This is a genomic window from Flavobacterium anhuiense, from assembly GCF_900101855.1.
Lineage (GTDB): Bacteria > Bacteroidota > Bacteroidia > Flavobacteriales > Flavobacteriaceae > Flavobacterium > Flavobacterium anhuiense.
Window position 1 is genome coordinate 428,966 of the sequence record NZ_FMVC01000001.1, and the last position, 25,731, is coordinate 454,696.

The window sequence follows — 25,731 nt, forward strand, 5'->3', positions numbered from 1 at the left end:
AAAAAGGGATAAACATAAGTTTATCCCTTTTATATTTTAGAAAAAAAACATTAATATTCTCTTCTGTTTCCGCGATCTCCGCCACGGTTGTTTCCGTAACCACCACGATCGTTTCCTCCGCGGTTGTTATTAAAACTTCTTCTTTCGCCCTCTGGTTTTGGCTCAGATTTATTTACAACGATTGTACGACCTGAAACAACAGCACCGTTCAATTCATCGATAGCTTTCTGTGCTTCACTATCATTTGGCATTTCAACAAAACCAAAGCCTTTACTTCTTCCAGTAAATTTATCAGTAATAATTTTAACAGAGTCAACTGTTCCATAAGCCTCAAAAGACTCTCTTAAATCTGCTTCCTCAATACTGAATGGAAGGCTCCCAACGAAAATATTCATAGATATTTATTTATAATAAGAAGCAAATGTAGTCTTATTTATATCTAATCTACTATGTTATGGATTTATTTAAGTTTTTATTCTGATTTGATGAGGCTCAAATTAGGAAATTAATTGTTGACTGGAACAAAGTTAGGCCCCTGTGTCACTGGAATTTTATAAAAAACGCCTTCCGAAAAATGCATAGTTTGTTTTTCAGCATTTTGATCAGTATTAACTGCTGTAAATTTAAACGTTCCTGAAATAGTATTATCAACAGTATTGTATTCTGTAACGATAATTTCTCCTGTTCCTTTGCCTGTTCCAGTGCTAAATTCTGCTTCCTGCCCTTTATAAGTATCCTTATAAATGGCTTTTACATCATCATTTATACCTAAAACATATGTTTTCTTAGACGGTTCAGAAAGTTGAAGTTTGATTTGCTCGTAGCCCAAAGACCCCTCAATAACAAAAAAATCATTCGTTTCGATTCCAGCCTCATAAACTTGTGCTCTCCAAAAAGTATTATCTTTTAAGGTCTGAAAAGCTGGATTATTAAATTTTATATCCTCGGTACAAGATACAAGCAGAAGTAAAAGTGATAAAAAATAAAAGTATTTTTTCATATTTAAAATGAATTTGATGCAAAAGTATCGCATTAAGAGCTAAATACTTAAATTAAAAAGTCAAAAAAATGCTAAAAAAACAATTCAAATAGATTTAATCTCTTTTAAAACGCATTTTTCATAAAAAAATTATATCTTTGCGCCCTTAATTAACAGAGGTCGAGTACCTCAAAATTTAATCACTAGATTATGTCAGTAAAAATTAGATTACAAAGACACGGTAAAAAAGGAAAACCTTTTTACTGGGTAGTAGCTGCAGATGCACGCTCAAAAAGAGATGGTAGATACTTAGAGAAAATCGGTACTTACAATCCAAACACTAACCCAGCAACTGTTGAATTAAACCTTGACAGCGCAGTTAAATGGTTACACAATGGTGCTCAACCAACTGATACTGCTAGAGCTATCCTTTCTTACAAAGGTGCTTTATTGAAACACCACCTTGATGGAGGAGTTCGTAAAGGTGCTTTAACACAAGAGCAAGCAGATGCTAAATTAACTGCTTGGTTAGAAGCAAAAGCTGGTAAAGTTGATGCTAAAAAAGATGGTTTATCTAAAGCAAAAGCTGATGCTAAAGCAAAAGCTTTAAAAGCTGAGCAAGAAGTTAACGCTAAACGTGTTGCTGATGCTGCTGCTGCACAAGCAGAAGCTGCTGCCGCTGCACAAGCTGCTGAGGCTACTGAAGAAGTTGCTGAAGCTACTGAAGAAGCTCCTGCTGCTGAAGAGAATAACGAAACAACTGAAGCATAATTTTTACTTAGCGATAATGCGTAAAGAAGATTGTTTTTATTTAGGTAAAATCGCTAAAAAATTTAGTTTCAAAGGGGAAGTCTTAGTCTATTTAGACACAGATGAACCTGAGTTATACGAAAATCTGGAATCAGTGTTTGTTGAAAGCAACAAACACTTGGTTCCTTTTTTCATTGAAACAAGCTCATTACACAAAAACGACTTTTTAAGAGTTCGTTTTGAAGATGTAAATACTGAAGAAGATGCAGATGCTCTTGTTGGCAGTCCTATATATCTTCCTTTAACTATGTTGCCAAAACTTACTGGTAACAAATTTTACTTCCATGAAGTTATTGGTTTCGAAATTGAAGACAAACGTTTAGGCGTTTTCGGAAAAATAACTTCTATTAATGATTCAACTGCACAGCCTCTTTTTGAAGTTTTAAATGGTGAAGTCGAAATCTTAGTTCCTATGATTGATCAATTTCTAGTAAAAATCGATCGTGAGAACAAAAAAGTTATCATGGATCTTCCTGAAGGCCTTATTGAGATGTACTTATAAAAGTATTCAGTCTCAGTCACAGTTTTCAGTCATTACCTATCGTAAATTTTATTTATTCAGAAATGCCTTTATTTAGCTTCAAGCAATTTTCTATTAAGCAAGACAGAACCGCTATGAAAGTTGGTACCGACGGTGTTTTATTGGGCTCTTGGGCTCCTATTTCTCATAACCCTTTTAGTATTTTAGATATTGGTGCGGGAACTGGAGTTATTGCTCTGATGCTGGCACAAAGAAGTCATGCTGAACAAATTGATGCTCTTGAAATCGATGAAAATGCTTACGAACAGGCTGTAGAAAATTTTGAAGCTTCTCCTTGGGCCGATAGATTATTTTGTTTTCATGCTGGCCTGGATGAATTTATTGATGAACCAGAAGATGAATATGATTTGATCGTTTCAAATCCTCCTTTTTATTCTGAAGATTATAAATCCGAAAATGAACAGCGTGATCTAGCACGTTTTCAGGATGCAATGCCTTTTGAAGAAATTGTTGAAGCTGCCGATTTATTACTTTCAGAAAACGGAATACTTGCTTTAATTATTCCTTTCAAAGAAGAGGAAAAATTTATTGCTCTGGCGAAAGAAGCCGAGTTATATCCTCTAAAAATTACTCGCGTAAAAGGAACTCCAAAATCAGAAATTAAACGCAGTTTATTGGCTTTTAGCAGAAATAAGGTTTCTGAAATTGAAATAGATGAATTAGTGATTGAAGTCGATCGCCATGTTTACACTCCAGAATATATTGAGCTGACTAAAGATTTTTATCTTAAATTTTAAACCTGTTCAAATATACTTTTAAACTGATACAAAATTCTTTCAATCAATCTCAAATCTTCGGTTACAATTTCTGCACTTCCTTTCATTTCCTGCTGAAATGTAATCTGTTTATTATACGATGTTTTCAGTCCATTTGGAAGCGCAACATCTATAAGAAGATTGCCATCCTTATCGGGCACCAATGAAATATTTTTGATTTCGCCTTTCAAAACGCCAAACTCCCTATCTGGGTAATTCGCCAAACGGATATTGACACGCTGCCCCACTTTTATTTTTCCTGAATTTAAAGCTGGCGCTTTTACCTTTCCTATAAAGCTGTTCTTAGCATCTGGGATTATAGAAAATACATTATCTCCAACATTTATGGTCTGATTTTCATTCCACACCTGCAGAAAAGTTACTTTACCGCTGATAGAAGATTTTAATGCATATGCCAACTCCCAGTCCCTAATCACTTTTTTCAGCTGATAAAACGACTGCGACACGTTACGCCCAAGATTAACTTCTTCTCTAGTGCTGTTTATCTGCGAATTCTGACTTGATTTTGTGTTATCAATCAAAGAAGACCTTAATTGGGAAATCGACGATAATAGACTTCTATAATTCTTCTGTGCCTGAAGAAAACTCAGTTTTTTAGCTTCCATTTCTTGGGCAGAAATAATTCCTTTATTAAATAAAGTCTCAAAGCGTGCCACTTCATTTTTCTGAAGTTCCAGCTCATGTTCGTTAATTGTTTTCTGTTGCTGCAGAATTTCTATTCTTTGGGTTATCTGGATTTTTTCAGACTGCTGTGCTCTGCTTTCCACCTGATAAGGATGAAGGTCTTTATTTAGTTCCTGAGCCTGATAATCTTTCTGAAAACCTGCGAAAGCACTTTCTATTTCGCCGAGCTGTTTATTTTGCAACAGATCAAAAGGAAACTCTTTTGTTGAGCTGCTTATATCATAACTATCCACAATTTTTTTTAGCAGAAAAACATCTTTATAATTCGCCGTATTTTCAATAATGGCCAACGTACTATTTTTATCCACCTCTGTTTTATCTTTTACTAAAATCGCTTCAATTCGTCCAGAAGACTTTGACACTATTTTCTCTGGCGGAATATTAGTTGTAATTACAATTTCTGTTTTTACAGTATCTGGATACTTGACAAACCAAGAAACAAAAAACAGCATGATAATAATGGCAAATATCAGAACGGTTCCCCATCGTATCATCCAATGCGGAACTTTGGTCAGGATATCCTGAACCTCTTCACTTCTTAATTCAAATGTATCGTTGTTTTCTGCCATGACTAATTTCCTAACTGCAATTGATTTTTAACCAATTCAAAATAATTTCCTCTTTGTTCTACCAGTGTAGTATGGTTCCCTATTTCAATAATTTTACCTTTATCCAAAACCACAATCTGGTCTGCATTCATAACCGTGCTTAATCGATGCGCAATTACAATTACGGTTTTGTTTTTAAAGAAAATATCAAGCTTCTGCATAATTTCTTTTTCATTGTTGGCGTCAAGGGCAGATGTTGCTTCATCGAAAAACAAAATTTCAGGATTTTTATATACTGCTCTGGCAATCAGCAATCGCTGTTTCTGCCCGGTGCTCATTCCCAATCCTTCTGCTCCAATTTTGGTGTTATAGCCCAATGGGAGCTCGCTTACATATTGTGTAATATTTGCGACATCAGATGCATAAAGCAATCGTTCTTTGTCGATTTTATCAGCCCCAACTGCAATATTATTTGCAATTGTATCAGTGAAAATATACCCCTCCTGCATAACCGCTCCAATATTAGATCTCCATGCTTTCTGTGAAATATTTTTCAATTGAGCACTCCCAATACAGACTTCGCCTTTGTCTGGATTGTAAAACTTCAGCAAGAGTTTCATCAATGTTGTTTTTCCGCTTCCGCTTACTCCCACTATTGCTGTCACTTTATTAGCTGGAATCTTTAAACTTAAGTTATCTAAAACAGGAACATCTGAACCTAAATACCTATAAGTAACATTTTTTAATTCGATATCTGAATCATACGGCACATCAATGGACTGATGCTCTTCTTCTTGCGTTTCGTCTTCTTTTTCGTGAATTTCTGATAATCTTGCCAATGAAATTTTAGCATCTTGAAGCTCTCTCACAAATTGGATCAGCTGTGTAATTGGCCCATTCAAACTGCCTACAATCGAATTAATGGCCAGCATCATCCCCAGCGTTATAGAACCATCAATAACTAATTTTGCAGATAAAAACGTAATGAAAATATTTTTCAGTTCATTTATTACTGACGAACCAATGCTTTGCGACTGCTCTAAAACCAAACCTTTTATAGAAACCCTAAACAATCTTGCCTGAACATATTCCCAGCCCCAGCGTTTCTGTTTTTCTGCATTATGGAGCTTAATTTCCTGCATTCCGTTTATCAGCTCCATTACCTTGCTCTGCTCTACAGAAACTTCAGCAAAACGTTTGTAATCCAAAATTTCTCTTCGTTTTAAAAACATACTTATCCAGCCAAAATAAAGAAGGCTTCCGACAAAAAACACCAGAAATATCTTGAGATTAAAATAAGCCAAAACTGCCCCCAATACAAACATATTGATAACAGAAAATAGCACATTTAAAGAGGATGTTGTAAGTATTTTTTCGATTCTACGATGATCATTAATTCGCTGCATGATATCACCGGTCATCCTTACATCAAAAAAAGAAATCGGAAGATTCATTAACTTGATAAAGAAATCAGAAATTAATGAAATATTAATGCGGGTCGAGAGATGAAGCAGTATCCAGCTTCTTATGAGTTCTAAACCTGTTCTCCCAGCAAAAAGGAACAGCTGAGCAAATAGGATCAGATAAATGAAATGAATATTCTGATTCTGTATTCCGACATCGACAATGCTTTGGGTTAAAAATGGAAATATCAACTGTAATAAACTACCCGCAAAAAGCCCTATAGCAAGCTGAATAAGAAATGATTTGTATTGAAAGAGGTATTGAGAAAGGAATCTGAATCCCAACCCTGAATCTTCTTCTTTATCAAAATTAGATTGAAAAAATTTTGGAGTCGGTTCAATCAATAATGCTATTCCTTCTTTTATCTCATCATGAGCATTATTTCCAATCCAGAACTTTACAAATTCATCTTTACTGTATTCCAAAAGACCAAAAGCTGGGTCTGAGATATAATATTTGCCTTTTTTTATTTTATAAAGTACAACATAGTGATTATCGTTCCAATGCAAAATACATGGCAGCGGAGCTTCTTCGATTCTTTTTACAGAGAGTTTTACCCCTAAAGTTCTAAATCCAATTTTTTCAGCAGCATCACTTAAAAAAAGCAAATTACTTCCTTCACGAGTTGTTTCGCTAATATTTCTCAACTCCTGAATGTTGATTGTTTTACCGTAATATTTAGCAATAATTTTTAAACATGTCGGTCCGCAATCTTTGTTATCTGCCTGTTTATAATGAGTGAATTTTTTCAATTTATTATGATTTATTCCAGACCAAATTAAGAAAAAAATTTCTTGTTAATCCATAAAAAAACAGAGAAGACCTAAATCTTCTCTGTTTCAGTATTTAAAAACAAATTTTTTAGCAACACAATTTCTTTAGGACATGGCCGCGGTTACCCTAACCAAATAAAAATAACCTTGCGACCAACTCCTAAGAATCTCAGTACCAATCATCAATACTGAGAATATGCTCAATGTTCCACGATCGAGCGCCTATACATTAAAAAAAACATGACTAAATTCTAAATAAGGCTATATCGTATTACTTTTAAAAAAGTTAAAAATCAACAACAAAGACGACTTGTATCACAAATACCTGATGATGTATTTAGCGGACAAGTTTCGCCTAGCGGTATTAAAAAACATCCTGCTTCTAAGGCTTGAACCCAACATTCTGGAATTCCTCCTTTCATGGTTTTCTGTTCATTTTTGTTAATGGACTGAGCACCTTCAAGACTTAAAATTTTCTTTAACATAATTAATACCTTTTTTATCTAGTACAACAGTTTGTTCTGCCTAACTATTTAATATTTCTCAACAACAGTATCATGGCAATTGATATCTTCTGAATATTCATTGCCCAAGATGTTTTTCTGCTCTTTTTTTGTCAGCTTTCTTGTTTCCTTACTTTTTAAAATCTTTTCTAACATAACTGGCTATTTACATTTTTTGGTTTAAGCCTCAAATTTGCAATAACTTGATGCTTAAAAAAATCCTCTTTAGCAACTTCCGACATAATTATTTGGTATGCAGTTCCAGTATGCTGGCACAGTACCAAATTCTGTACATCTTTTAGCTTTAAATCCATCTTCACAAATAGGAGTATGATCTCTATTCATTGTTTTCAGCTCACTTGCAGTCAATTCTACTGCACCCTTCAATTTTAAAATATTCTTTAACATCACTGCAGGTTTTAAAGTTGGGGTAACTAATTTCTATTTTAACAGTCTAAATTCCTGTTTCTTAGGCTATTTTTTCTAACACTTGAACTTCTTCTACATAATCATTTAAGAAATATTTCAATTCGTTCAATTCATATTCATTTGGAAATAACCTTTCGTTTACAATCTTAATCGGTGTATAATTAAAATTGTTCATCGAGCACCAATCATATTGCTTCTGAATTTCCTGATTTATCATCATGCTTACAGAATCAACATTCCATTTTTTTAACCACTTTTTGTGAGTCATTCTTTTAATGTACCAATCTGAAATCGCTTCAACTGTTTTTCCAGGTGTTGTTCTGTTAATAGTTAAAAGCCTTTCTACAACTGCTTTGTAAGGGTTGTCATTATTTTCTGGATTAATATTAAAAAGAACGTTCAAAAATATTTTATCTGGAAACTTTAATACCAAGTCAAAAGCTTCTTGAAAAGTTTTATAACAGTGTCCGCAACTTGGGCTAAGAATTACAGAAAGTCTAACTCCTGCATTTCTATTTCCAAATGTCAAACCTCTTAAGTCTTCAAACCCTTTGTTATATTTTACTTTTTTAGATAAGAAATTCAATAAGGAATAGTTTCTTTTGAATTTCTTAAGTTCTTTGAGCGAGTTTTCATTATCAAGCATTTTTCTAATCATCACTTTAACTGCCGCCCAGATTGGTATTAAAAGCAACAAAGAGAATACATAAGGAAAAATTTCATTAAAGCTGAAACTCAATGTAAAAAGATCTGAAGAAAACCAAACAACACTCTGTGCCAATATTAAAAATGATATTGCTAAACACATTATGCACCATTTTTGAATCTCAAATTTTTGAATCCAAATCGAGCATACTATTATTGGAATAGCTAATAAACTTAAGAATCCAACAAAAATCGCTGAACTTAAAGGCTGAACCAATATTGCTATAATACTTGAACTAAAGAAAAGCAATGGCAAATCTGAAAAACTCAACCATTTATTTGCTATATCATCATTAAAGCTTATTACCGAGTGACAAGAAGAATTAGTACTTAAATTACAGAATTTTGAAATTACAGTGTTTTTAACTCCCCACTTCTCTTGAACTATAAAGATACTTACGATTAAACCAAGAACTGATGTCACCAAAAATGAAGCGCTAAACCAATCAAAACGATTATAGAACAAAGACAATCCTGCTACAAGCGCAAGAGGCAGAAAATATTTTAGCCAGTTGTATTCTATTTTTAGATTATCTCTTGCTACAACATTGTTTGGTTCAATGGCCACAATTACTCCATTCCAATCTAAAAGGAATTTATCATAAGATAATTTTTGGCTTCCTTTTTTTGAGGTTGTGATTCTAACACCGCTTTTAATCTTTTCAACTAGTGTCAATTCATCTTTAAAATATGCCAAAAAGTTAGATGGCAAATCTTCAATCTGTTCTTTCGAAACTCTTACAGCAGCATTCTCTACAGAAAGCAAATCAAACGAGTCTGTAATGGCAAACAAACTCGGATAATTTGGATGAGACAAAAACAGATCCTTAAACTCATTTTTGATATCTGAGTAGCGGTTGATTTGCAGAAATTTTTGGACAAGTTTTAACATCGCTTTTGATCGTTTTTAAATCATTTTACACTGCAAAGATTGGGGATTTTATTGATAAAAATCGCATAAACACATACATTTTATTAATTATACCACATACAATTTATAAATTATACCAAGTATAGTATCCTTTTTAATGTATTGATTTACAATTATTTACATGTTTGTTTTTTGAATAAAAAGCTTAGAAAGTCCATTTTCGATTAACGGTTTTGCTTTTTATCTAGTTTTGGAAAAGCAATAATCTAAACATTAAAAAACATGAAAAATAGGCCCATAACAACAGATGATTTTGGAAGAAAAAATCAGACGAATAGGCTTAAAATAAATGACTAAAAAAAGACGAGTTAAGCTCTAAAGAAATAAAAAAAGCATTCACAAAAACAGATCTAAGCAGTACATTTTTCAACAAAATTAACTTAAATACAAAGCCCATTTCTTACTGCTTTTAATTCTAAAAAATCCCTAAATAAACTATTTATAATACTGCTTTTGGGCATCTGATAAAAAATGTTTAAAAAATATTATGAAAGATTTATAGTACTAATTTATTAATTCAAATAAAAATATATCATGAAAAGGTCAAAATTAACATTCGAAGATTTTAAAATAGATACAATTTCTAGAAAAGAACAAAAGACAATTAAAGGGGGAGCTTACGAAGATCCGACAGATGTCAGTAATCCAGGGAGATCTGCTGGTGGTGGAAATAATTAAATCAGAATTTGAAATTTTAAAAAATAAATCAAAAAAAGTCAACTCATGAAAAATAGCAAATTAACATTCGAAGATTTTTTACTAGATACAATTTCTAAAAAAGAACAAAAAATAATTAAAGGTGGAGATGAAGAGCCGCTTCCTGAACCTTATCCAGGAAGGTCTGCTGGCGGTGGAAATAATTAACAGAATTGAACATTTAAAAATGAATCCAAAAAATCAAGTCATGAAAAATAGCAAATTAACATTCGAAGATTTTCTACTAGATACAATTTCTAAAAAAGAACAAAAAACAATTAAAGGTGGAGATGAAGAGCCGCTTCCTGAACCTTATCCAGGAAGATCTGCTGGCGGTGGAAATAATTAATAGAATTGAAACATTTAAAAATGAATCCAAAAAATCAAGTCATGAAAATAGCAAATTAACATTCGAAGATTTTCTACTATATACAATTTCTAAAAAAGAACAAAAAACAATTAAAGGTGGAGATGAAGAGCCGCTTCCAGAACCAAATCCAGGAAAAGCGGATGGAGGCAAAGGAAGCACATAAAAATAAATTAAATTATGATTATAGAACTAAATATTATTCGCAAACTGAGCTGGAGACACTCCAGTTCTTTTGCGAAATGATTTTGCAAAAGAAACTGCATTTTTAAACCCTACGCTTTCAGCAATTGCTTGTGTAGAATATTTACGATACAAATGATTTGTAATCATTTGGTTAATAACATAATTAATCTTCAACTCATTAGAATATTCACTAAAAGATTTTCCAAACCTTTTGTTCACAACATAAGAGAGATAGGTAGTATTTGTTTTTATTTTTTTAGCAGCATAAGAAAGCGTAAAATCAGCATTTAAATATTCTAGTTTTTCTTCTAATGCCAATAATTTTTCGACTATCTTATTTTCTTTAGCCTCGTCAATACTCAAATTCGCATTTTCCTTTTTCAAAGCCACATCTTCAGTTTCAAGAACATCTATAGTTGCTTTTTCGGCAGGCGCTTTCTCTATTTCTGCTTTTTCAAGTTCTTTTTTCTCCAGATTAGCTTTGAACTCTTCAATTAAAGCGTTCATTTTCTTTTGGGCTTTATTTTTATCTCTAATATTTTTGATGAGGAAAAATACAATTCCAATTACCAAGATTACATAAAATATTTTCAATGCCTTATTCCAAAACACTTCATATTTATACTTCTCCTGAACGCTAAGCATCTCGTCACTAAGGTTTGCTGTTCCCTGTTTATAATTTACCTCTAATGTTTCTTCTCTAAGATTTCCCTCATATTTTTCATAAGAGTCCAGGTATAGCTTAGAGTGTTTATAAGCAAGCTCGGGTTCATTTTTGATACTGTAGATTTTAGCCTGTATATAATTAGACTTAAAATAACTATTATCCATAGTCTTATTCTTTTGGCTAATTGAATCTACCTTTTTTAAAAATATAAGAGCTCTATCGTATTTCTTCATAGAATAATACAGATCCCCTAAATTATAATTGGCAATTTGATACAAATCTTCATTATCAGTCTGTTTTGCATAAAAGGAGATATCATAATAAATTTTTTCGGCATTTACATAATCCTTTTTAATCAGATAAATATTTCCTAAACTAAGTTTAGAAATAGTCTTGTTGTCAATAAATCTATCCGAATAGGCTATACTTTTTTTATAATAATATTCTGCAGAATCTAATAAATATGCTTTTTCTCGATTCTTGTAGTAATATCCTTCATAAGAATTTCCAAGATTTGTGTAAGTATTACTTTTAGAATTCTGAAACTGATCTTTTTCATACAAACTCTCATTCTGATCGAGAAATGCATCATTCTGTTTTAAGATTTTTATAGACAACTGATAATTACCAACGCCTTCATTTAGTAAAGCAATATTGGCTTTAAATTTTACAATTTGTACAACATCATTTATTTTAGAAGAAAGTTTGACTCCTTCCTGATAACTGCTAAGAGCTTTACCATAGTTTGATCTTTTCCAGAAAGTAAGGCCTCTATAGTTGCATAAATACGCATGTAACTTTATTTTATCATTAGACTCTGGAATTTTAGCTAAATGCTTTATTGCTTCTGAATACATTTTATCAGATTGACTAGCATTTCCTTTTAGTTGATACAGGTAAGAACCTGCAGCATAAGCGAAGGCTTGATGAATCTCATTTTTAGACTTAATCATCTGATTTACATAGGATAAACCCTCATCATAATTTCCATTAATGCTAAAACGGATTTTATCCTGTAATTCTAAGTACTTTTGTTCCGTGAGCTCTCCTGTAGTTTGAGCAACCCCACTGGAATAGATTAATAGTAAAAAGAAAAAAGAGATGATCAGCCTCATTTAGTTTGTTTTTGGAATTCAAAAATAGTCTATAAATTATCAATAAACTACAATTTATTTGCCAAATTCCTATTAATATTATTTTTGCTATAAATAAATATAACATTTTAACATGTATTTGTTATATTTTTATTATGTAAATTTGCTTTGCTAAATTTAAAAATCATGAAACCAGACCTATTTCAATCTCCAGATTATTTTAACTTAGACGATTTACTATCTGACGAACATAAATTAGTTCGCGAATCTGCTCGTGCTTGGGTTAAAAAAGAAGTTTCTCCTATTATAGAAGAATACGCGCAAAAAGCAGAATTTCCTAAACAAATTATTAAAGGTCTTGGAGAAATCGGTGGTTTCGGACCTTATATTCCTGTAGAATATGGCGGAGCAGGATTAGACCAAATTTCTTATGGTTTAATTATGCAGGAAATAGAAAGAGGCGATTCTGGTGTAAGATCTACCTCATCTGTTCAATCTTCACTAGTAATGTATCCAATCTGGAAATATGGAAACGAAGAACAAAGAATGAAATATCTTCCAAAGCTTGCTACGGGAGAATATATAGGCTGTTTCGGATTAACCGAACCAGATCACGGTTCTGATCCTGGAAGTATGATTACCAATTTTAAAGATATGGGAGATCATTATCTTTTAAATGGTGCCAAAATGTGGATTTCTAATGCTCCTTTTGCTGATATTGCGATTGTTTGGGCTAAAAATGAAGAAGGAAGAATTCACGGTTTAATTGTAGAACGAGGAATGGAAGGCTTTACAACGCCAGAAACTCATAACAAATGGTCACTTCGTGCCTCTGCAACAGGAGAATTAATCTTTGATAATGTAAAAGTTCCAAAAGAAAATCTTCTACCAAATAAATCTGGTCTTGGCGCCCCTCTTGGCTGTTTAGATTCTGCTCGTTACGGAATCGCATGGGGAGCAATCGGAGCTGCAATGGATTGTTATGATACAGCTTTAAGATATTCAAAAGAAAGAATTCAGTTTGGAAAACCAATTGGAGGAACTCAATTGCAGCAGAAAAAACTGGCGGAAATGATTACCGAAATCACAAAAGCACAATTATTAACTTGGCGTTTAGGAGTTTTAAGAAACGAAGGTAGAGCAACTTCTGCTCAAATTTCGATGGCAAAACGCAACAATGTAAACATGGCAATCAACATCGCCAGAGAAGCAAGACAAATGCTCGGAGGCATGGGAATTACTGGCGAATACTCCATCATGCGACACATGATGAACCTTGAAAGTGTTATTACGTATGAAGGAACTCACGACATACATTTATTGATAACTGGAATGGATGTGACTGGAATTCCAGCATTTAAATAAACACTAATTATTAAAATATACATAAAATCAATCTAAAAAGCTTCTTCTTGACGGAGAAGCTTTTTATCTTTGCATCAAAATTTTTTCAAAAATGAATATCGAAACGATAAACAAAAGCATTCAACCTCAAAAAGACCAACTATTAAACCACTCTTTATACAATAAGATTCAAAATATAAATGATCTTCACAGCTTTCTAGAAACTCACGTTTTTGCTGTTTGGGATTTTATGTCACTTTTAAAAGCCTTACAGGCCAAACTTACTTGTACAACAACACCTTGGTTTGCTACCAAAAATCCAGAAACACGTTATTTGATTAATGAAATTGTTCTTGCAGAAGAGAGCGATTTAAGTATTGATGGAAGAAGACAAAGCCACTACGAAATGTATCTTGAAGCTATGGAAGACTGTGGCGCAGATACAACAGGAGTTTTAAAATTCTTATCAGAGGTGACCTCTCTTCATAATATATTCGTAGCAATCAAACAAAGCTCATTGCATCCAAATGTAAAAGCCTTTTTAGATTTTACTTTTAGAGTTATCGAAGAAGGAAAACCACACGAAATTGCAGCAGCATTTACTTTTGGAAGAGAAGATTTGATTCCGAGTATGTTTACTGAAATTTTGAAAAACTTCCAGAAAAACCTTCCGGAAACCGATTTAGCAATATTACTATACTATTTTGAAAGACATATCGAATTGGATGCCGATGAACATGGACCAATGGCTATGCAAATGATTACAGAACTGTGTGAAAACGATGCTCAAAAATGGAAAGAAGTTGAAGAAGTTTCGATTCTTGCTCTAGAAAAACGCATCGGACTTTGGAATGCTATCGAGGAAGAAATTTTGATGAAAGCCGAAATGGTTTAAAAATTACTATAAGTTATGTAACATAACTTATTTCTTAAAAATTCCAATAACTGAAACTGTTTAATGACAGATAAGTTATTGGAATTTTGTTTTTTCATACCTTTGACATTCAGCCTGTTGAAAATACTTTCAAATGAACATTATCGATTTCATTCCAACAGAACAGTTAAGACCTTTTATTAAGACTTACAGAATTATCGAAAGCGAAGACGAATTGGTAAACCGGGTTTTGCCCAGCACCTCTCTAGCAATTGCTTTTCGCTGCAAAGGCTATGTTAATTATATTAAAGAAAATCGGCACGAAAAACTGCCCGTTTCTACAATTTCAGGTATTCGCAAATCAGTACGATTAATTAATTACGCAAAAGATACGGCAACTCTTATCATTCAGTTTAAAGAAGCTGGAGCTAAAGCTTTTTTTAAAGAACCGCTTCATGAATTATTCGAAGAAAGTGTTTCGCTCGACAACTTTATTCCACAGCAAAAAATTGCCATTATCGAAGAACTTTTAGTGGAAGCCAAAACCAACAATCAAAAAATTGCAGTTATAGAACAGTTTCTTTTATCAAGACTGCACAATTACAAACCCGACAATCTAATCTCTGCTGCCATTACTATCATACAATCAAAAAAAGGCATCGTTAAAATAAAAGAGCTTGCTGATGCGCTTTTTATCAGTCAAGACGCATTTGAAAAAAGGTTCCGAAAAACAATTGGATCTTCTCCGAAACAATTTTGCTATGTTGTTCGCATAAAATCAATTATCGATCACAAACAAAAAAATCAAAACCTCATCGATCTGGCTATTGATGCCGGATATTTTGACCAGCCCCATTTTAATAAAGATTTCAAGTTGTTTACAGGACAAACTCCAAGTGAGTTTTTCAATTTTCCTTCTTTTTGGTAAATCAATGATTTTTTACAAGGATTAAGTTTTCACAATTCTGAATTTTACATCAATAAAAACAGGAGTTATGAAAACAAATATTTTAATCGGAATTGTCTTTTTGACATTATTCAACTATAGAACAAATGCTCAATCAACAACAATCAATTCAGAAATTGAACTTAAAAAATCAGAAACCATGCAACAAATTTTTATCGATAAATTTATTGTTCCCGAAAAATCAAAACAAGAATTTTTAGAACGAGTACGCATTAACCGAAACTTCATAAAACATTTAAACGGCTTTGTAAATGACAATGCATACGAACGCATTGACGAAAATGGAAATTTAATTTACTTAACGATTGCTGTCTGGAAAAATGAAACCGTCTTGAAAAGCGCCAAAGAGGCCGTGCAAGCTTACTATAAAAAAGAAGGTTTTAATATCTCTGAAATGTTTGCAAGATTAAATATCACCATGGAAAGAAATATTTATAAAGAAGCCGTAAAACCGTAACGCCCTATTTAACGTAACTATTTGTTTAAAGCCAATTTAATTTAAAAAAATTATGAAACCAGATTTTAAACAGATAGTTATTGTTATACTCTCAGGATTTCTTTTGAGCTGCAGTTCAGATGAACCCTCATCTCCTACGACAACCACTCCTCCAGTTGTAAATCCGCCTACAACAAATCCTCCAATTTCGAGTTCTGTAAATTATTTGGCATTAGGCGACAGTTACACTATTGGTCAGAGCGTTTGCGAAACATGTCGTTTTCCAGAACAGCTCAAAGCAAGTTTAAACGCCATGTACTCTAGTACAATTTCATTAAAAATAATTGCAACAACTGGCTGGACAACATCTAATTTGCTTTCAGCAATCGAATCGCAAAAACCAGAATCCAATTATGATTTGGTAACGCTTTTAATTGGAGTTAACAATCAATATCAGCACAAAAGCTTTTCTGTTTATGAAAAAGAATTTCCTGAATTGGTCAGCAAAGCTATTATGCTGGCCAAAGGTGATCGAAAAAATGTTGTTGTCATTTCTATTCCTGATTATGCTTACACGCCCTATGGACAAAGTTTATTCGGACAGCAAAGCACCACAATTTCTGCAGAAATAGATCAATATAATTCTTTTGCAGAAAACTATTGCAATAACAATCAGGTTGCTTTTGTTTCGATTACAGATATTACGCGTATGGGGTTAAGCAATCCAAATCTTGTTGCCTCAGACGGTTTACATCCTTCCCAAACAGCTTACAAAATGTTTGTAGACAGAATGATGCCGAAAGTCAAAATCGCTTTACAGAATTAGTTTTTTAATTTCTTGAAGCAGAACATTCATTTTCAAAACAAATTTAGTCCCGCTATCCACTATATCTTTTGTTCTGAACCCCAGAACAAAAGGATATCGTTTCTATCGGGGCTAGATTAGAAGTATCCGCTTTAAGAAAATATACTTAATTTTGCCTGGATAAATTCTTAAAATACAAGCACTACGTAATGATTATTTCTAAAACTACAATACAAGATATCGATGCCGTTTTCAATATTTACAATCAAGCTACATCATATCAAAAGACAGTAAACAATAAAAGCTGGAGAGGTTTTGAAAGAGCATTAATAGAAAAAGAAATTGCTGAAAATCGCCATTACATAATCAAAGAAGGAATCGAAATTGCTTGTACATTTGTGATTACTTTTAATGATTTAATTATTTGGAAGGAAGCCAGTAAAGATCCTGCTATTTACCTTCATCGCATTGCTACCAATCCAAAATTTAGAGGACAATCTTATGTCAAAAAAATTATTGAATGGGCTAAAGAATATGCCAAACAAAACGGTAAAGAATATATTAGGCTTGACACACACAGCGGAAATGAAAGAATAAATAAATATTACAGCAGCTGTGGCTTCACTTACAAAGGAATAAGCACTATCGAATGGACAAACGAATTACCAGAACATTATAAAGAAGGTTCTTTTAGTTTGTTTGAGATTAAACTTTAGATTTAGTTTTGGTTTTCCAAATAAAACCATCCAATAAATAATGTGTAAACTGTGGTACGGTCAATAAAGGAACTAACAAAATCTGCCAACTTGAAAAATCAAAATTTGTGATGCTGATATTTTCATTCCAAACAAAAAATTCCCAAAGAAATTCTTCCGAAAAAGCAATCAAAAGCAAAATTCCAATGTAAATTAAAAGACCTTTATACTGTTTTAAAAAAGATAAACGCCCCAATTCTGTTTCCGATTTTCCGTCAATTTCTTTAAAATAAACCAAAGCCATATACGGAATTCCATGCGATACGACATTCAATAAAGTAAAAATCAGATCATCATTAAAATACACAATTCCAAAATACCAGGACAAAGCAGTTCCCAGAATAATGCTGTTTTTTGGAATATTAAAAAATCGGTTCTGAATTGATTTTACAGCCGTATAAACCACATACAGAATCAAAATCCCAATATAAACCCAAAACAGGATTTCTAGAATTCTTTGATTTTCAAACCTAAAAAATTCATTTTCTACAAACCAGTTGAATTTTCGCTTAGACGAAAAAAACCAATATAGCATCGGGTATCCAGTTGAAGCATAAATCGCAAGATTATCAATACAAATCGAGATTTTGGTCTTCGTTTCTTTTCTGGCGTACAATCTCATAAAACCATATTGCTGTCTTATAAAATGAAAAACAGCTACGTAAGCCAAAAAAGACCAAAAAACTAAACTTCCGAAAGAGAAAAGCACAATTCCGGTTACGAAACAAAAAAGCGGCAACAGAATCAATCTTCTTTTTTGTTTCTGAAATTCATCTGCAACAAAATAAGTTTTGAATAAAGTTGCATAAACGTGTGCAACATCAATAAACACAATCAGGAAAAGCCAAGTATAAAAAGAATAATATTCTTCAATCTGAGCAATATAATCCTGAAAAATGAAAATGATCGCCAAAACAAAAAATGACGGACCAATTATAAAAGCTAAATCGGTTTTGGCTTTATGAATCCACGGTTGTTCCATCTACAATTTCATTTACAACATTAATTCCCTGATGAAAAGCTTCTTCAAAAATCGAAATTCCTGATAAATCGCTATGAGCAAAATATATTTTATTTTGAATGTTTTGCTTGGCTTGTTTTTTCGCTTCTCCAAAAATAAAGCCTGGAGCAGGCGAAATCATTCCGTGCCCCAAAAGAAACACCTCTATATCTTCTGTACATTCTTCAATATCTGGATGCGCCACTTTTAAGTCATTCAAAACAAACTGTTTCCAATATTCTTTGTCTTTTTTATACAGCTCTTTTCTGGTTTTCTTCAAATCGGCAGACGAAAAACTATAATAATATGTAATCACTTTTTTGTCCTGAACCTGATTCACGGTCTGATGCTGATCGTAAACATATCCCAAACCTTTTGCATCATAAATTACATTGTCCCAAGAAAGCGGAAAACTAAAATCATCTGATAAATCATTTACAATCAGCGTTGCCAAAAGCCAAGGCGTGTAATGAAAATATTCGGTAAACGTTTTTCTGTCTTTAATCAAATATTGATTTACAAACTGCGGAGAACTCATAATCACTTTATCAGCAATTATTTCAACCGAGGTTTTATTGACATCATCAAAAGCTTTTGCAATCACTTTATTGTTCTCTACTTTGACTTCATAAACCAAATGATTTTTGAGCGTTTTGTCTTTCGTATATTTTTTAAGATGATTGGCCAAACGCGAATTACCTTCAGGCCACGTTAAAACGCTGTCGCGCTTTTCGGGCGTACAATCTTGTTTTCTTCCTGCAAAATAATGAATTCCTGCCCAAGCTGAAACATATTCGATTCCTAAACCAAAATCATCTTTACAGCAATAATCGATATAATTGAACAAAGGCTCAGACGTAAAATGATTGTCTTTGAACCACTGTTTCATGGTAATTTTATCCAAAGCTCTAGTCTTTTCGTCTTTAGAAGAAAGATACAGCGGAATATCAAACAAATATTTCTGGTCTTCTCCTTTAGCGGTTCTAAACGCATCCATTTTTTTGAAGAATTTGTCAAACTCCAAATCATCAGAAATCAAATTTCCTTCTTTTGGAACGACGCCTTCCTGCCAGTTATTTTTATAGAACAAACGTTCGTCTGGCGCAAAAGTCAATTGCAATTCATCAAAAATTGGAAAACCTTTTTCACTATAACTTAAAATTATTTTTTCTTCTTCTAGAAAACGAAGCAGTTCTTTATCTTGGAAATTAGGCAAAGGCAAATAATGCGCTCCCAAAGGATATTTGGAATATTTATTTTCTCCATTAGAAGAATTTCCGCCCAAATGATTTTCTAATTCTACTATCAAAAAATCTGAAATTCCTTTTTTATGAAATTGGCGCGCTGCACTTAAACCCGAAATTCCTCCGCCGACAATTAGATACGGAATGTGGATTTGTTTCGTTGGTTTAGGAAAATCTTTAATCCACAAACGATGACCAAGCAAGTGTTTAGTTCCAGATAAACGAATCATCATCGCCGCAATTTTATCCGAACAAAACTGCAGAAACGGAACTGCAATTAAAGCCGCGCCAACTACTTTTATAAAGCTCCTTCTGGATTTATTGCAGTTTTCCCCACTCTTCATCAAAATAGCGTACTAAAATCTGGTTGTCTAAACGATTGATTTCAATTTGGTTTGAAATCATATCGTTTGTAAAATAATTGAATCGATCGAATTGATAATTGTAAAATTTCAATCCGTCTGCTTTTCGGTTTACGGTATTAAAAGTCGTTCCGAAACCGTTAATCGCGATAGTATATCCCCATTCTCCAAACGACGGAACATACGCATGATACGCGTCAACCTGCGGGAAGACCTGCATGACCGTTTTATTGATACACCAAAAAGATTTCGGCGCAAAATATGGTGAAGTGGTTTGTATCACAACCGCCGCATCAGGTTTTAAAATGGTTTTTATGGTTTGATAAAAATTAAGTGAATACAATTTCCCCAAACTATAATTGGATGGATCTGGAAAATCGATTATCGCGACATCATATTTTTCTTTGTTGTTTTTTGCCCAAATATAAGCGTCGGTATTGATTACGGTAACTTTAGGATTATTCAACGAATTCTGATTGAAATTCGTCAATACCGAATTGGTTTTGAAAAGCTTTGTCATTCCTTCATCCAAATCTACCAAAGTCACTTTTTGGACGTCTTTGTATCTCAGAATTTCACGAACCGCGAGACCATCTCCACCACCCAAAACCAAAACGTTTTTGACGCTTTTAGCCATCGACATTGCGGGATGAACTAAAGCCTCGTGATAACGATATTCGTCAGCAGAACTAAATTGTAGGTTATTATTCAAATAAAGCCTGTAATCGCTCTTATTATGTGTTAAAACGATACGCTGATACGGTGTCGAATTCGTATAAATGATATTTTCTCCGTATAATTTCCCTTCTGAATACGCGAGAATATCATTGGAAAAAATAAAAACAGTCAATAGTATCAAAAACGAGAAAACGGCTTTTGCTCTTAACAAAGATGGTTTCTTTAATTCTCTTTTTAATAAAAAACACAAAGCAATCGCAATGCTTACATTGATCATTCCGAAGAAAAGAGAAGTTCCCATAATGCCTAATTTCGGCACTAAAACCAATGGAAATAAGATTGAAGCTAAAAGCGCTCCGATATAATCAAAGGTAAAAACATTCGAAACCAGATCTTTAAATTCGACTCTATCTTTTAAAATATTCATTAATAGTGGAATCTCCAATCCGACCAAAAATCCGGTTACGAAAACAAATAAATATAAAATGAATTGAAAAGAACCCACATTTTCAAACAGCAGAAACAAAATTACTGAGCTTAGACCACCGATAAGTCCGACCAAAATTTCGATTTCTACAAAAGTATTAAGCAGATTCTTATTGAAAAACTTTGAAAAAAAAGAGCCTATACCCATAGAAAATAGGTATACGCCGATAATAAATGAAAACTGTTTTACCGAATCGCCTAATAAATAACTGGCCAAAGTTCCTGCAACCAACTCATAAATAAGTCCGCAAGTGGCAATTATAAATACGGCAAAAAGTAAAAGAAATTCAAATCTAAGAAACTTTTTACCCATGAATTGCAGCACTAATAATCATGGAAATCCCGATGATAAATGCTGCCAAAACAATGGCAACAGCAACATTATTTTTTTCTACAACTTCTTTCCAAGTATTCTCTGGAGTCAATTTTTCGATAATATAATACCCGATTAATAAGATTACAATTCCTAAAAAAGAATAAAGAATTGAGTTTACTATTGGCTGTACGTGAAATAATTCCATATTTGATAGTTTTTATTTGTGGTAAAAATGGTTAAAAGATGAACGGCTTCCGCTCGATGTTGATTTATAATTTTCTGTGGTTTCGCAATCACAGATTCTGTTTCCTGCAAGAGCAAAATAGATGTAAACCCCAAAGCAAAAGAATCCAATTGCTAATGGCGCCCAATTATTGGCAAAGAAATCTGAAATTTTTTTCATATTATTCATAAGTTGAGTAGGAACTGTCTGCCCATCTCTCTTTTTCAAATTGATTTTTAAAATATCGTATGATGAAATAAATTATAACCATACCTAGAATAACTAAACCTAAATTTCGACTTGAAGGCTGATTCCAGACCACATTAACATTCATTTCGCTATTAGAAGAATCTTCTGGAGCTTTCATTGGTGTAATCAAAAGATGGTATTTTCCTCCTTTTACACCACAGATATTAAACTTTTCATACTGGCTTCCTTCTGTCCAAGATTCTCCGTCAGAGTAACCATGATAGTATTCGATGTCTTTATTAGCATAAATTTCATCGCCATTATCTTCATTAATTAAAGCGACGTTTATATTGGCCCATGAATTATTAACCTCTGTCGAAACGCTAATCGTCATAGGAGCCGAAGCGCCTTTGAGCACAAAAGATGGAGTGGTAATTTCTTTATTATCAAATTCGCTGAACTTAATTTTACTATTAAAAACGTTTTGTTCAACCTGATCTTTATAAATATACCAGTTTGCAGTTATAATCAATAAAGCAAAAAGACAGAAAATAATGGCAGTATTGCGAAGGTCAAAACGAGACGGTTGAATCATGTTTACGCCAAACTGATACGGCATTGTTCTTTTCGGAAAGGCTTTCTGAATGACGCTTTTTTTCACATACTCGCCATGAAATGCTGATTGCACATTGTTCATCCTTTCTATAGAGATGATGTTTGGCGGATTTATAAATTCTGCCAAATGAATTAATTTGTTTTGAGGAAGTGCAAAATCAAAAAAACCTTGCGCGTCTATGATTTCAGCATCCGAATGTTCAAACAAATCGTAATCTATACCATCATGGTCTAAAACTGTAACTCCTCCTCTTAATTCTGCAATATTTTCCATTTCGGTAAGCATCATCCAATGCCCGTTTGAAACAGAAAGATATAGAAACTCTTTAGCTTCGTTCTGCAGAATAAACTCTGTCCAAGTAAAATCAGGATGCACTTTTTTTCTCAGCAAACCTGTGACTTTGTATTCGCTACCCATCAAAAACCCAACATCGCCAATTTCCAATGGATAATCTCTGAGTACGTTTTTATACTGAGATCTCCTTCTAAATTGCCCCTCTTTATCACGAGCATATAAACTCTGACATTTCGGACAAACAAAATTGACAACTTCAAAACCAACCTCTAACTCGGTTTCTGTATTACAATCGTAACAAGGAATCTTCATATCTTATCGGTTAATTTCAAAATCCTTAATAATTTCTGCTTCAAAATAGGCAACGTAATCGGCCATAACTGCACGCACTTTATGCGAGTTATCCTGAAGATAATTGCACAAATAAACGTCCAAAGTCAACTGATTGTATTCTGGCCAAGTGTGTATACAAATATGAGATTCTTTCAGGCAGTACGAAATTGTAAAACTTTCGTTTTCGAAGTCATGCACTACAACACCAACCTTCTCAAGTTCGTATTTTTCTAAAATGGAATCGGTAACTGCAACAAAACCTTTGCTATTGGTAAGCTTAAAAATTTCGTCGACATGTAGAGTAACCAGTTTATGCAATCCTGGCGAATAAGGAGGTAAATCCATTAAGTTATTTATATTACACAGGAGCCAAATATATAATATTTCTAGAATAAAAAAATGCGGGAAACCGTATTTTGAAAATAACTTTTTAGGGCTATGTGTTTTGCGATTTTTTCTTTACGATTATGTTTTTACTTGTTTCTTCTATATTTTTTATAAAATGTCTTTCAGCTTCAGAAAGATCATTTTTAGTTTGCTCTTTATATTTTATATATTCATCATTTGCTTTGTCTAAAGCCTTTTGATGACTCACTGAACCATTATGCTCTAAAATCTCATTACCTGTAATTTTAATAAATTCGTCAAGCTTTTCAATCCACGTTTTCATATACATTGGCTTTCTATTTAATGCTTGTATTTCTGCCAGATCTAAATATGCTGTCACCATTCGATTCAAAACATTTAACTCATCTTCATTCAAATAATTTTTAGCTATTTCTATTTCTTGTTTCGTCGGTTTTTCACCTCTAAAATTAGTCAAACCTAAATTTGGCAACTGAGCATTTATACGCTCATAAATGACTTCGGCTGCTGTATGTCCGTGAGCCGCCCAATGCATCTTGTTTTGTATCGTTTGAAAAAATAATTTACTACTTTCTGCCCTTGGATCATAATCTACACTTGTCGCATAAATATCTAAAACCTTTCTCCAAAATACTTTTTCAGACGAACGAATATCACGAATACGTGCCAATAATTCTTCAAAATAGCTTTCGTTGTCTGTTTGTTTTAGCATTTCGTCATTCATCGTAAAGCCTTTTACGATATATTCACGAAGTCTTGCCGTCGCCCATTGACGAAATCGTGTTCCTTGAAAGCTCTTAACTCTATATCCAACCGAGATTATAACATCAAGATTATAAAACTTAACTGGTTTATCTGAATTTGCAATGTGCAAAATTTGCACATTGCTTTTTTCCTCTAATTCACCTTCTTTGAAAACATTTGCAATATGCTTGGTAATCACACTTCTATCTTTACCAAAAAGCTCTGACATTTGCGCTTGTGTAAGCCAAACAGTATCATTTTCTAATCGTGTTTGAATTTTAATCAAACCATCAGCTGTACTATATATTATGATTTCACTTTTTGTCATTTTCTTTTTCCATTTATTGAATCTTAAAATAAGATAATGAAACTGAATACAAATCTTGCATAACTGTAGAAAGTTAATAAAAAAACCTCGAAATACAGATTCCGAGGTTTGGTATTATTTTAATTAAAATTTGCAGAGAAGAAGGGATTCGAACCCTCGATACAGTTACCCATATACTAGCTTTCCAGGCTAGCTCCTTAAACCACTCGGACACCTCTCTATTTTGGTCTGCAAATAACACAAAAAAATCTGACTTTACAAAAGTAAAATCAAAGTTACTTCAGATGCTCTTTCTAAATTCTTCCATAAACAGTTTTACGGCCTTTTTCTGGTAACCTCCCATTGTCAACATATATGAATCTCTTTTGGTCGAAACTCCCGTAATTTGTATTGCTTTAAGGCTATGTTCCCAACCTTTCAAAGCTTTTTCAGCTACAATAGTTGCCCAATCGCTATTTTCTACCATTTGCAATAAAGCATGAATCGAATTTAATTCGATCGAAATTTTTGGTTTCATGTTATGTTTTACAAACAGCAACTCTACGTATTCGCGCGAATTAGAACCTTTTCCCGGAAGAATCAAAGGTACTTCAGCTATTTTTTTAAATGATATTTTGTCTATTTCAGCCAAAGTATGATTTTTTGAAACTGCCATAACCATATTTGAAGTAAACAAGGGCACTTTCTGAATTGGAGGACCAATTTCGTGAGACGAAATTACTAAAACCAAATCCAATTCATTATTAATCAGTTTTTGCTCTAAAGCTTCTGTTGTACCATATTCCACAATTATTCTCAAATTCTGGTATCTTTTGGCAAATGCATTTACAACAGGCAGAATCAATAATCCAAAAATATAGGTTACGCCAATTCGGAGTTCTCCGCCAATCATTTCGTTTAAATCCTCAATCGCCTGTTTACCGTTTTCTAGATTTTCGACCACTTTTTTAGCATGAATCAGAAAAACGGCTCCTGCTTCTGTCAACTGCACTTTTTTTCCAATTCGCTTAAACAATGGCATTCCGAGCTCTTCTTCTAGCTTTTTAATTTGCTGCGAAAGTCCTGATTGCGTTACAAAACACAACTCTGCCGCTTTTGTAAAATGCAAAACTTCAGCGGTTTTAATAAAATACTGCAATTGATAGATTTCCATATTGATAAGTTTTACTACTTATTATAAGTAAAATTATTAATTTTTCTAATGAAATCATAATTCCG

At 33.0% G+C, this 25,731-nt stretch carries 30 protein-coding genes and 1 tRNA gene; 13 read left to right on the plus strand and 18 right to left on the minus strand.

What is annotated here, in order from left to right; genetic code table 11:
- Window positions 1-50: 50 nt before the first annotated feature.
- On the minus strand, window positions 51-395 hold the full coding sequence (locus BLP44_RS01760) for an RNA recognition motif domain-containing protein (RefSeq protein WP_012023384.1): 345 nt from the start codon (window positions 393-395) through the stop codon (window positions 51-53).
- 110 nt (window positions 396-505) lie between these two features.
- A complete protein-coding gene (locus tag BLP44_RS01765; protein ID WP_091128655.1) occupies window positions 506-1,000 on the minus strand; it encodes a DUF6252 domain-containing protein in 495 nt (164 codons plus the stop codon).
- Between the two features lie 189 nt (window positions 1,001-1,189).
- On the opposite strand from BLP44_RS01765, the gene BLP44_RS01770 reads away from it, so the two are divergent.
- From BLP44_RS01770 to BLP44_RS01780, 3 genes are all read left to right on the plus strand, one after another.
- Window positions 1,190-1,750, plus strand: a complete 561-nt coding sequence (locus tag BLP44_RS01770; RefSeq protein WP_008466226.1) for a 30S ribosomal protein S16 — start codon at window positions 1,190-1,192, stop codon at window positions 1,748-1,750.
- A gap of 16 nt (window positions 1,751-1,766) precedes the next feature.
- Window positions 1,767-2,291 carry a ribosome maturation factor RimM gene (gene rimM / locus BLP44_RS01775; RefSeq protein ID WP_008466225.1) on the plus strand — a complete coding sequence of 175 codons (525 nt, stop codon included), beginning with the start codon at window positions 1,767-1,769 and terminating at the stop codon, window positions 2,289-2,291.
- A gap of 113 nt (window positions 2,292-2,404) precedes the next feature.
- The gene (locus tag BLP44_RS01780; protein ID WP_244511653.1) at window positions 2,405-3,067 is read left to right on the plus strand and encodes a tRNA1(Val) (adenine(37)-N6)-methyltransferase; all 663 of its coding nucleotides are present in this window, start codon (window positions 2,405-2,407) and stop codon (window positions 3,065-3,067) included.
- On the opposite strand, the gene BLP44_RS01785 is transcribed toward BLP44_RS01780, so the two are convergent.
- The 5 genes from BLP44_RS01785 to BLP44_RS01800 form a co-directional block, all read right to left on the minus strand.
- The gene (locus BLP44_RS01785; protein ID WP_091128663.1) at window positions 3,064-4,359 is read right to left on the minus strand and encodes an HlyD family secretion protein; all 1,296 of its coding nucleotides are present in this window, start codon (window positions 4,357-4,359) and stop codon (window positions 3,064-3,066) included. The genes BLP44_RS01780 and BLP44_RS01785 overlap by 4 nt on opposite strands.
- A gap of 2 nt (window positions 4,360-4,361) precedes the next feature.
- Window positions 4,362-6,554, minus strand: coding sequence for a peptidase domain-containing ABC transporter (locus tag BLP44_RS01790; RefSeq protein ID WP_091128666.1), 2,193 nt, complete (start codon window positions 6,552-6,554; stop codon window positions 4,362-4,364).
- Between the two features lie 314 nt (window positions 6,555-6,868).
- Window positions 6,869-7,060, minus strand: a complete 192-nt coding sequence (locus BLP44_RS01795) for a hypothetical protein (protein ID WP_091128669.1) — start codon at window positions 7,058-7,060, stop codon at window positions 6,869-6,871.
- A 243-nt stretch (window positions 7,061-7,303) separates the two neighbouring features.
- Window positions 7,304-7,486 carry a hypothetical protein gene (locus tag BLP44_RS22895; protein WP_008466216.1) on the minus strand — a complete coding sequence of 61 codons (183 nt, stop codon included), beginning with the start codon at window positions 7,484-7,486 and terminating at the stop codon, window positions 7,304-7,306.
- Between the two features lie 61 nt (window positions 7,487-7,547).
- Window positions 7,548-9,104, minus strand: coding sequence for a vitamin K epoxide reductase family protein (locus BLP44_RS01800; protein ID WP_008466214.1), 1,557 nt, complete (start codon window positions 9,102-9,104; stop codon window positions 7,548-7,550).
- A 573-nt stretch (window positions 9,105-9,677) separates the two neighbouring features.
- On the opposite strand from BLP44_RS01800, the gene BLP44_RS22845 reads away from it, so the two are divergent.
- The 4 genes from BLP44_RS22845 to BLP44_RS01810 are packed head-to-tail and all read left to right on the plus strand — an operon-like array spanning window position 9,678 to window position 10,372.
- Window positions 9,678-9,821, plus strand: a complete 144-nt coding sequence (locus tag BLP44_RS22845) for an rSAM-modified peptide (protein ID WP_139159160.1) — start codon at window positions 9,678-9,680, stop codon at window positions 9,819-9,821.
- Between the two features lie 45 nt (window positions 9,822-9,866).
- Window positions 9,867-10,007 (plus strand): rSAM-modified peptide, encoded by a 141-nt coding sequence (locus BLP44_RS22850; protein WP_139159161.1) that lies wholly within the window; start codon window positions 9,867-9,869, stop codon window positions 10,005-10,007.
- Window positions 10,008-10,047: 40 nt separating this feature from the next.
- The gene (locus tag BLP44_RS01805) at window positions 10,048-10,188 is read left to right on the plus strand and encodes an rSAM-modified peptide (protein ID WP_139159162.1); all 141 of its coding nucleotides are present in this window, start codon (window positions 10,048-10,050) and stop codon (window positions 10,186-10,188) included.
- Window positions 10,175-10,372, plus strand: a complete 198-nt coding sequence (locus tag BLP44_RS01810; protein WP_091128676.1) for a hypothetical protein — start codon at window positions 10,175-10,177, stop codon at window positions 10,370-10,372. Before BLP44_RS01805 ends, BLP44_RS01810 begins: the two co-directional genes overlap by 14 nt.
- Window positions 10,373-10,398: 26 nt before the next feature.
- On the opposite strand, the gene BLP44_RS01815 is transcribed toward BLP44_RS01810, so the two are convergent.
- Entirely contained in the window at window positions 10,399-12,174 is a 1,776-nt protein-coding gene (locus BLP44_RS01815; RefSeq protein WP_091128680.1) for a helix-turn-helix domain-containing protein, read from the minus strand.
- Window positions 12,175-12,339: 165 nt separating this feature from the next.
- Here BLP44_RS01815 and BLP44_RS01820 point away from each other — a divergent pair, with 165 nt between their 5' ends.
- The 6 genes from BLP44_RS01820 to BLP44_RS01845 all read left to right on the plus strand — a co-directional run bounded on the left by BLP44_RS01820 (window position 12,340) and on the right by BLP44_RS01845 (window position 17,295).
- The gene (locus tag BLP44_RS01820) at window positions 12,340-13,518 is read left to right on the plus strand and encodes an acyl-CoA dehydrogenase family protein (RefSeq protein WP_091128684.1); all 1,179 of its coding nucleotides are present in this window, start codon (window positions 12,340-12,342) and stop codon (window positions 13,516-13,518) included.
- Window positions 13,519-13,609: 91 nt separating this feature from the next.
- Window positions 13,610-14,392 carry a DUF3050 domain-containing protein gene (locus BLP44_RS01825; RefSeq protein ID WP_091128687.1) on the plus strand — a complete coding sequence of 261 codons (783 nt, stop codon included), beginning with the start codon at window positions 13,610-13,612 and terminating at the stop codon, window positions 14,390-14,392.
- 133 nt (window positions 14,393-14,525) lie between these two features.
- Window positions 14,526-15,299, plus strand: coding sequence for a helix-turn-helix domain-containing protein (locus BLP44_RS01830; protein ID WP_091128691.1), 774 nt, complete (start codon window positions 14,526-14,528; stop codon window positions 15,297-15,299).
- Window positions 15,300-15,366: 67 nt separating this feature from the next.
- Window positions 15,367-15,795 carry a hypothetical protein gene (locus tag BLP44_RS01835; protein ID WP_091128696.1) on the plus strand — a complete coding sequence of 143 codons (429 nt, stop codon included), beginning with the start codon at window positions 15,367-15,369 and terminating at the stop codon, window positions 15,793-15,795.
- Window positions 15,796-15,847: 52 nt separating this feature from the next.
- Window positions 15,848-16,600 carry an SGNH/GDSL hydrolase family protein gene (locus BLP44_RS01840; RefSeq protein ID WP_091128699.1) on the plus strand — a complete coding sequence of 251 codons (753 nt, stop codon included), beginning with the start codon at window positions 15,848-15,850 and terminating at the stop codon, window positions 16,598-16,600.
- Between the two features lie 188 nt (window positions 16,601-16,788).
- Complete coding sequence (locus BLP44_RS01845) at window positions 16,789-17,295, plus strand: GNAT family N-acetyltransferase (RefSeq protein WP_091128703.1); 507 nt, start codon at window positions 16,789-16,791, stop codon at window positions 17,293-17,295.
- Here the strand turns inward: BLP44_RS01845 and BLP44_RS01850 are convergent.
- From BLP44_RS01850 to BLP44_RS01895, 10 genes are all read right to left on the minus strand, one after another.
- Window positions 17,285-18,316, minus strand: a complete 1,032-nt coding sequence (locus BLP44_RS01850) for a hypothetical protein (RefSeq protein WP_091128707.1) — start codon at window positions 18,314-18,316, stop codon at window positions 17,285-17,287. The two genes, BLP44_RS01845 and BLP44_RS01850, sit on opposite strands and share 11 nt — an antisense overlap.
- Window positions 18,294-19,922, minus strand: coding sequence for an NAD(P)/FAD-dependent oxidoreductase (locus BLP44_RS01855; protein WP_091128712.1), 1,629 nt, complete (start codon window positions 19,920-19,922; stop codon window positions 18,294-18,296). The genes BLP44_RS01850 and BLP44_RS01855 overlap by 23 nt, the downstream gene beginning before the upstream one ends.
- The gene (locus tag BLP44_RS01860) at window positions 19,897-21,417 is read right to left on the minus strand and encodes a polyamine aminopropyltransferase (RefSeq protein WP_091128716.1); all 1,521 of its coding nucleotides are present in this window, start codon (window positions 21,415-21,417) and stop codon (window positions 19,897-19,899) included. The genes BLP44_RS01855 and BLP44_RS01860 overlap by 26 nt, the downstream gene beginning before the upstream one ends.
- Window positions 21,410-21,625 (minus strand): DUF350 domain-containing protein, encoded by a 216-nt coding sequence (locus tag BLP44_RS01865; RefSeq protein WP_091128719.1) that lies wholly within the window; start codon window positions 21,623-21,625, stop codon window positions 21,410-21,412. The genes BLP44_RS01860 and BLP44_RS01865 overlap by 8 nt, the downstream gene beginning before the upstream one ends.
- Window positions 21,626-21,637: 12 nt before the next feature.
- Window positions 21,638-21,823, minus strand: a complete 186-nt coding sequence (locus BLP44_RS01870; protein ID WP_244511655.1) for a hypothetical protein — start codon at window positions 21,821-21,823, stop codon at window positions 21,638-21,640.
- A 1-nt stretch (window position 21,824) separates the two neighbouring features.
- The gene (locus BLP44_RS01875) at window positions 21,825-23,054 is read right to left on the minus strand and encodes a DUF4178 domain-containing protein (RefSeq protein WP_091128727.1); all 1,230 of its coding nucleotides are present in this window, start codon (window positions 23,052-23,054) and stop codon (window positions 21,825-21,827) included.
- 3 nt (window positions 23,055-23,057) lie between these two features.
- Window positions 23,058-23,420: an S-adenosylmethionine decarboxylase family protein gene (locus BLP44_RS01880; RefSeq protein ID WP_091128731.1), complete on the minus strand. Its 363-nt coding sequence runs from the start codon at window positions 23,418-23,420 to the stop codon at window positions 23,058-23,060.
- A gap of 91 nt (window positions 23,421-23,511) precedes the next feature.
- Window positions 23,512-24,513, minus strand: a complete 1,002-nt coding sequence (rhuM, locus tag BLP44_RS01885) for a virulence RhuM family protein (protein ID WP_091128734.1) — start codon at window positions 24,511-24,513, stop codon at window positions 23,512-23,514.
- Window positions 24,514-24,646: 133 nt separating this feature from the next.
- Window positions 24,647-24,733 (minus strand) — tRNA-Ser (locus tag BLP44_RS01890).
- A gap of 60 nt (window positions 24,734-24,793) precedes the next feature.
- Window positions 24,794-25,666, minus strand: a complete 873-nt coding sequence (locus BLP44_RS01895; protein ID WP_091128738.1) for a LysR substrate-binding domain-containing protein — start codon at window positions 25,664-25,666, stop codon at window positions 24,794-24,796.
- Window positions 25,667-25,731: the final 65 nt, after the last annotated feature.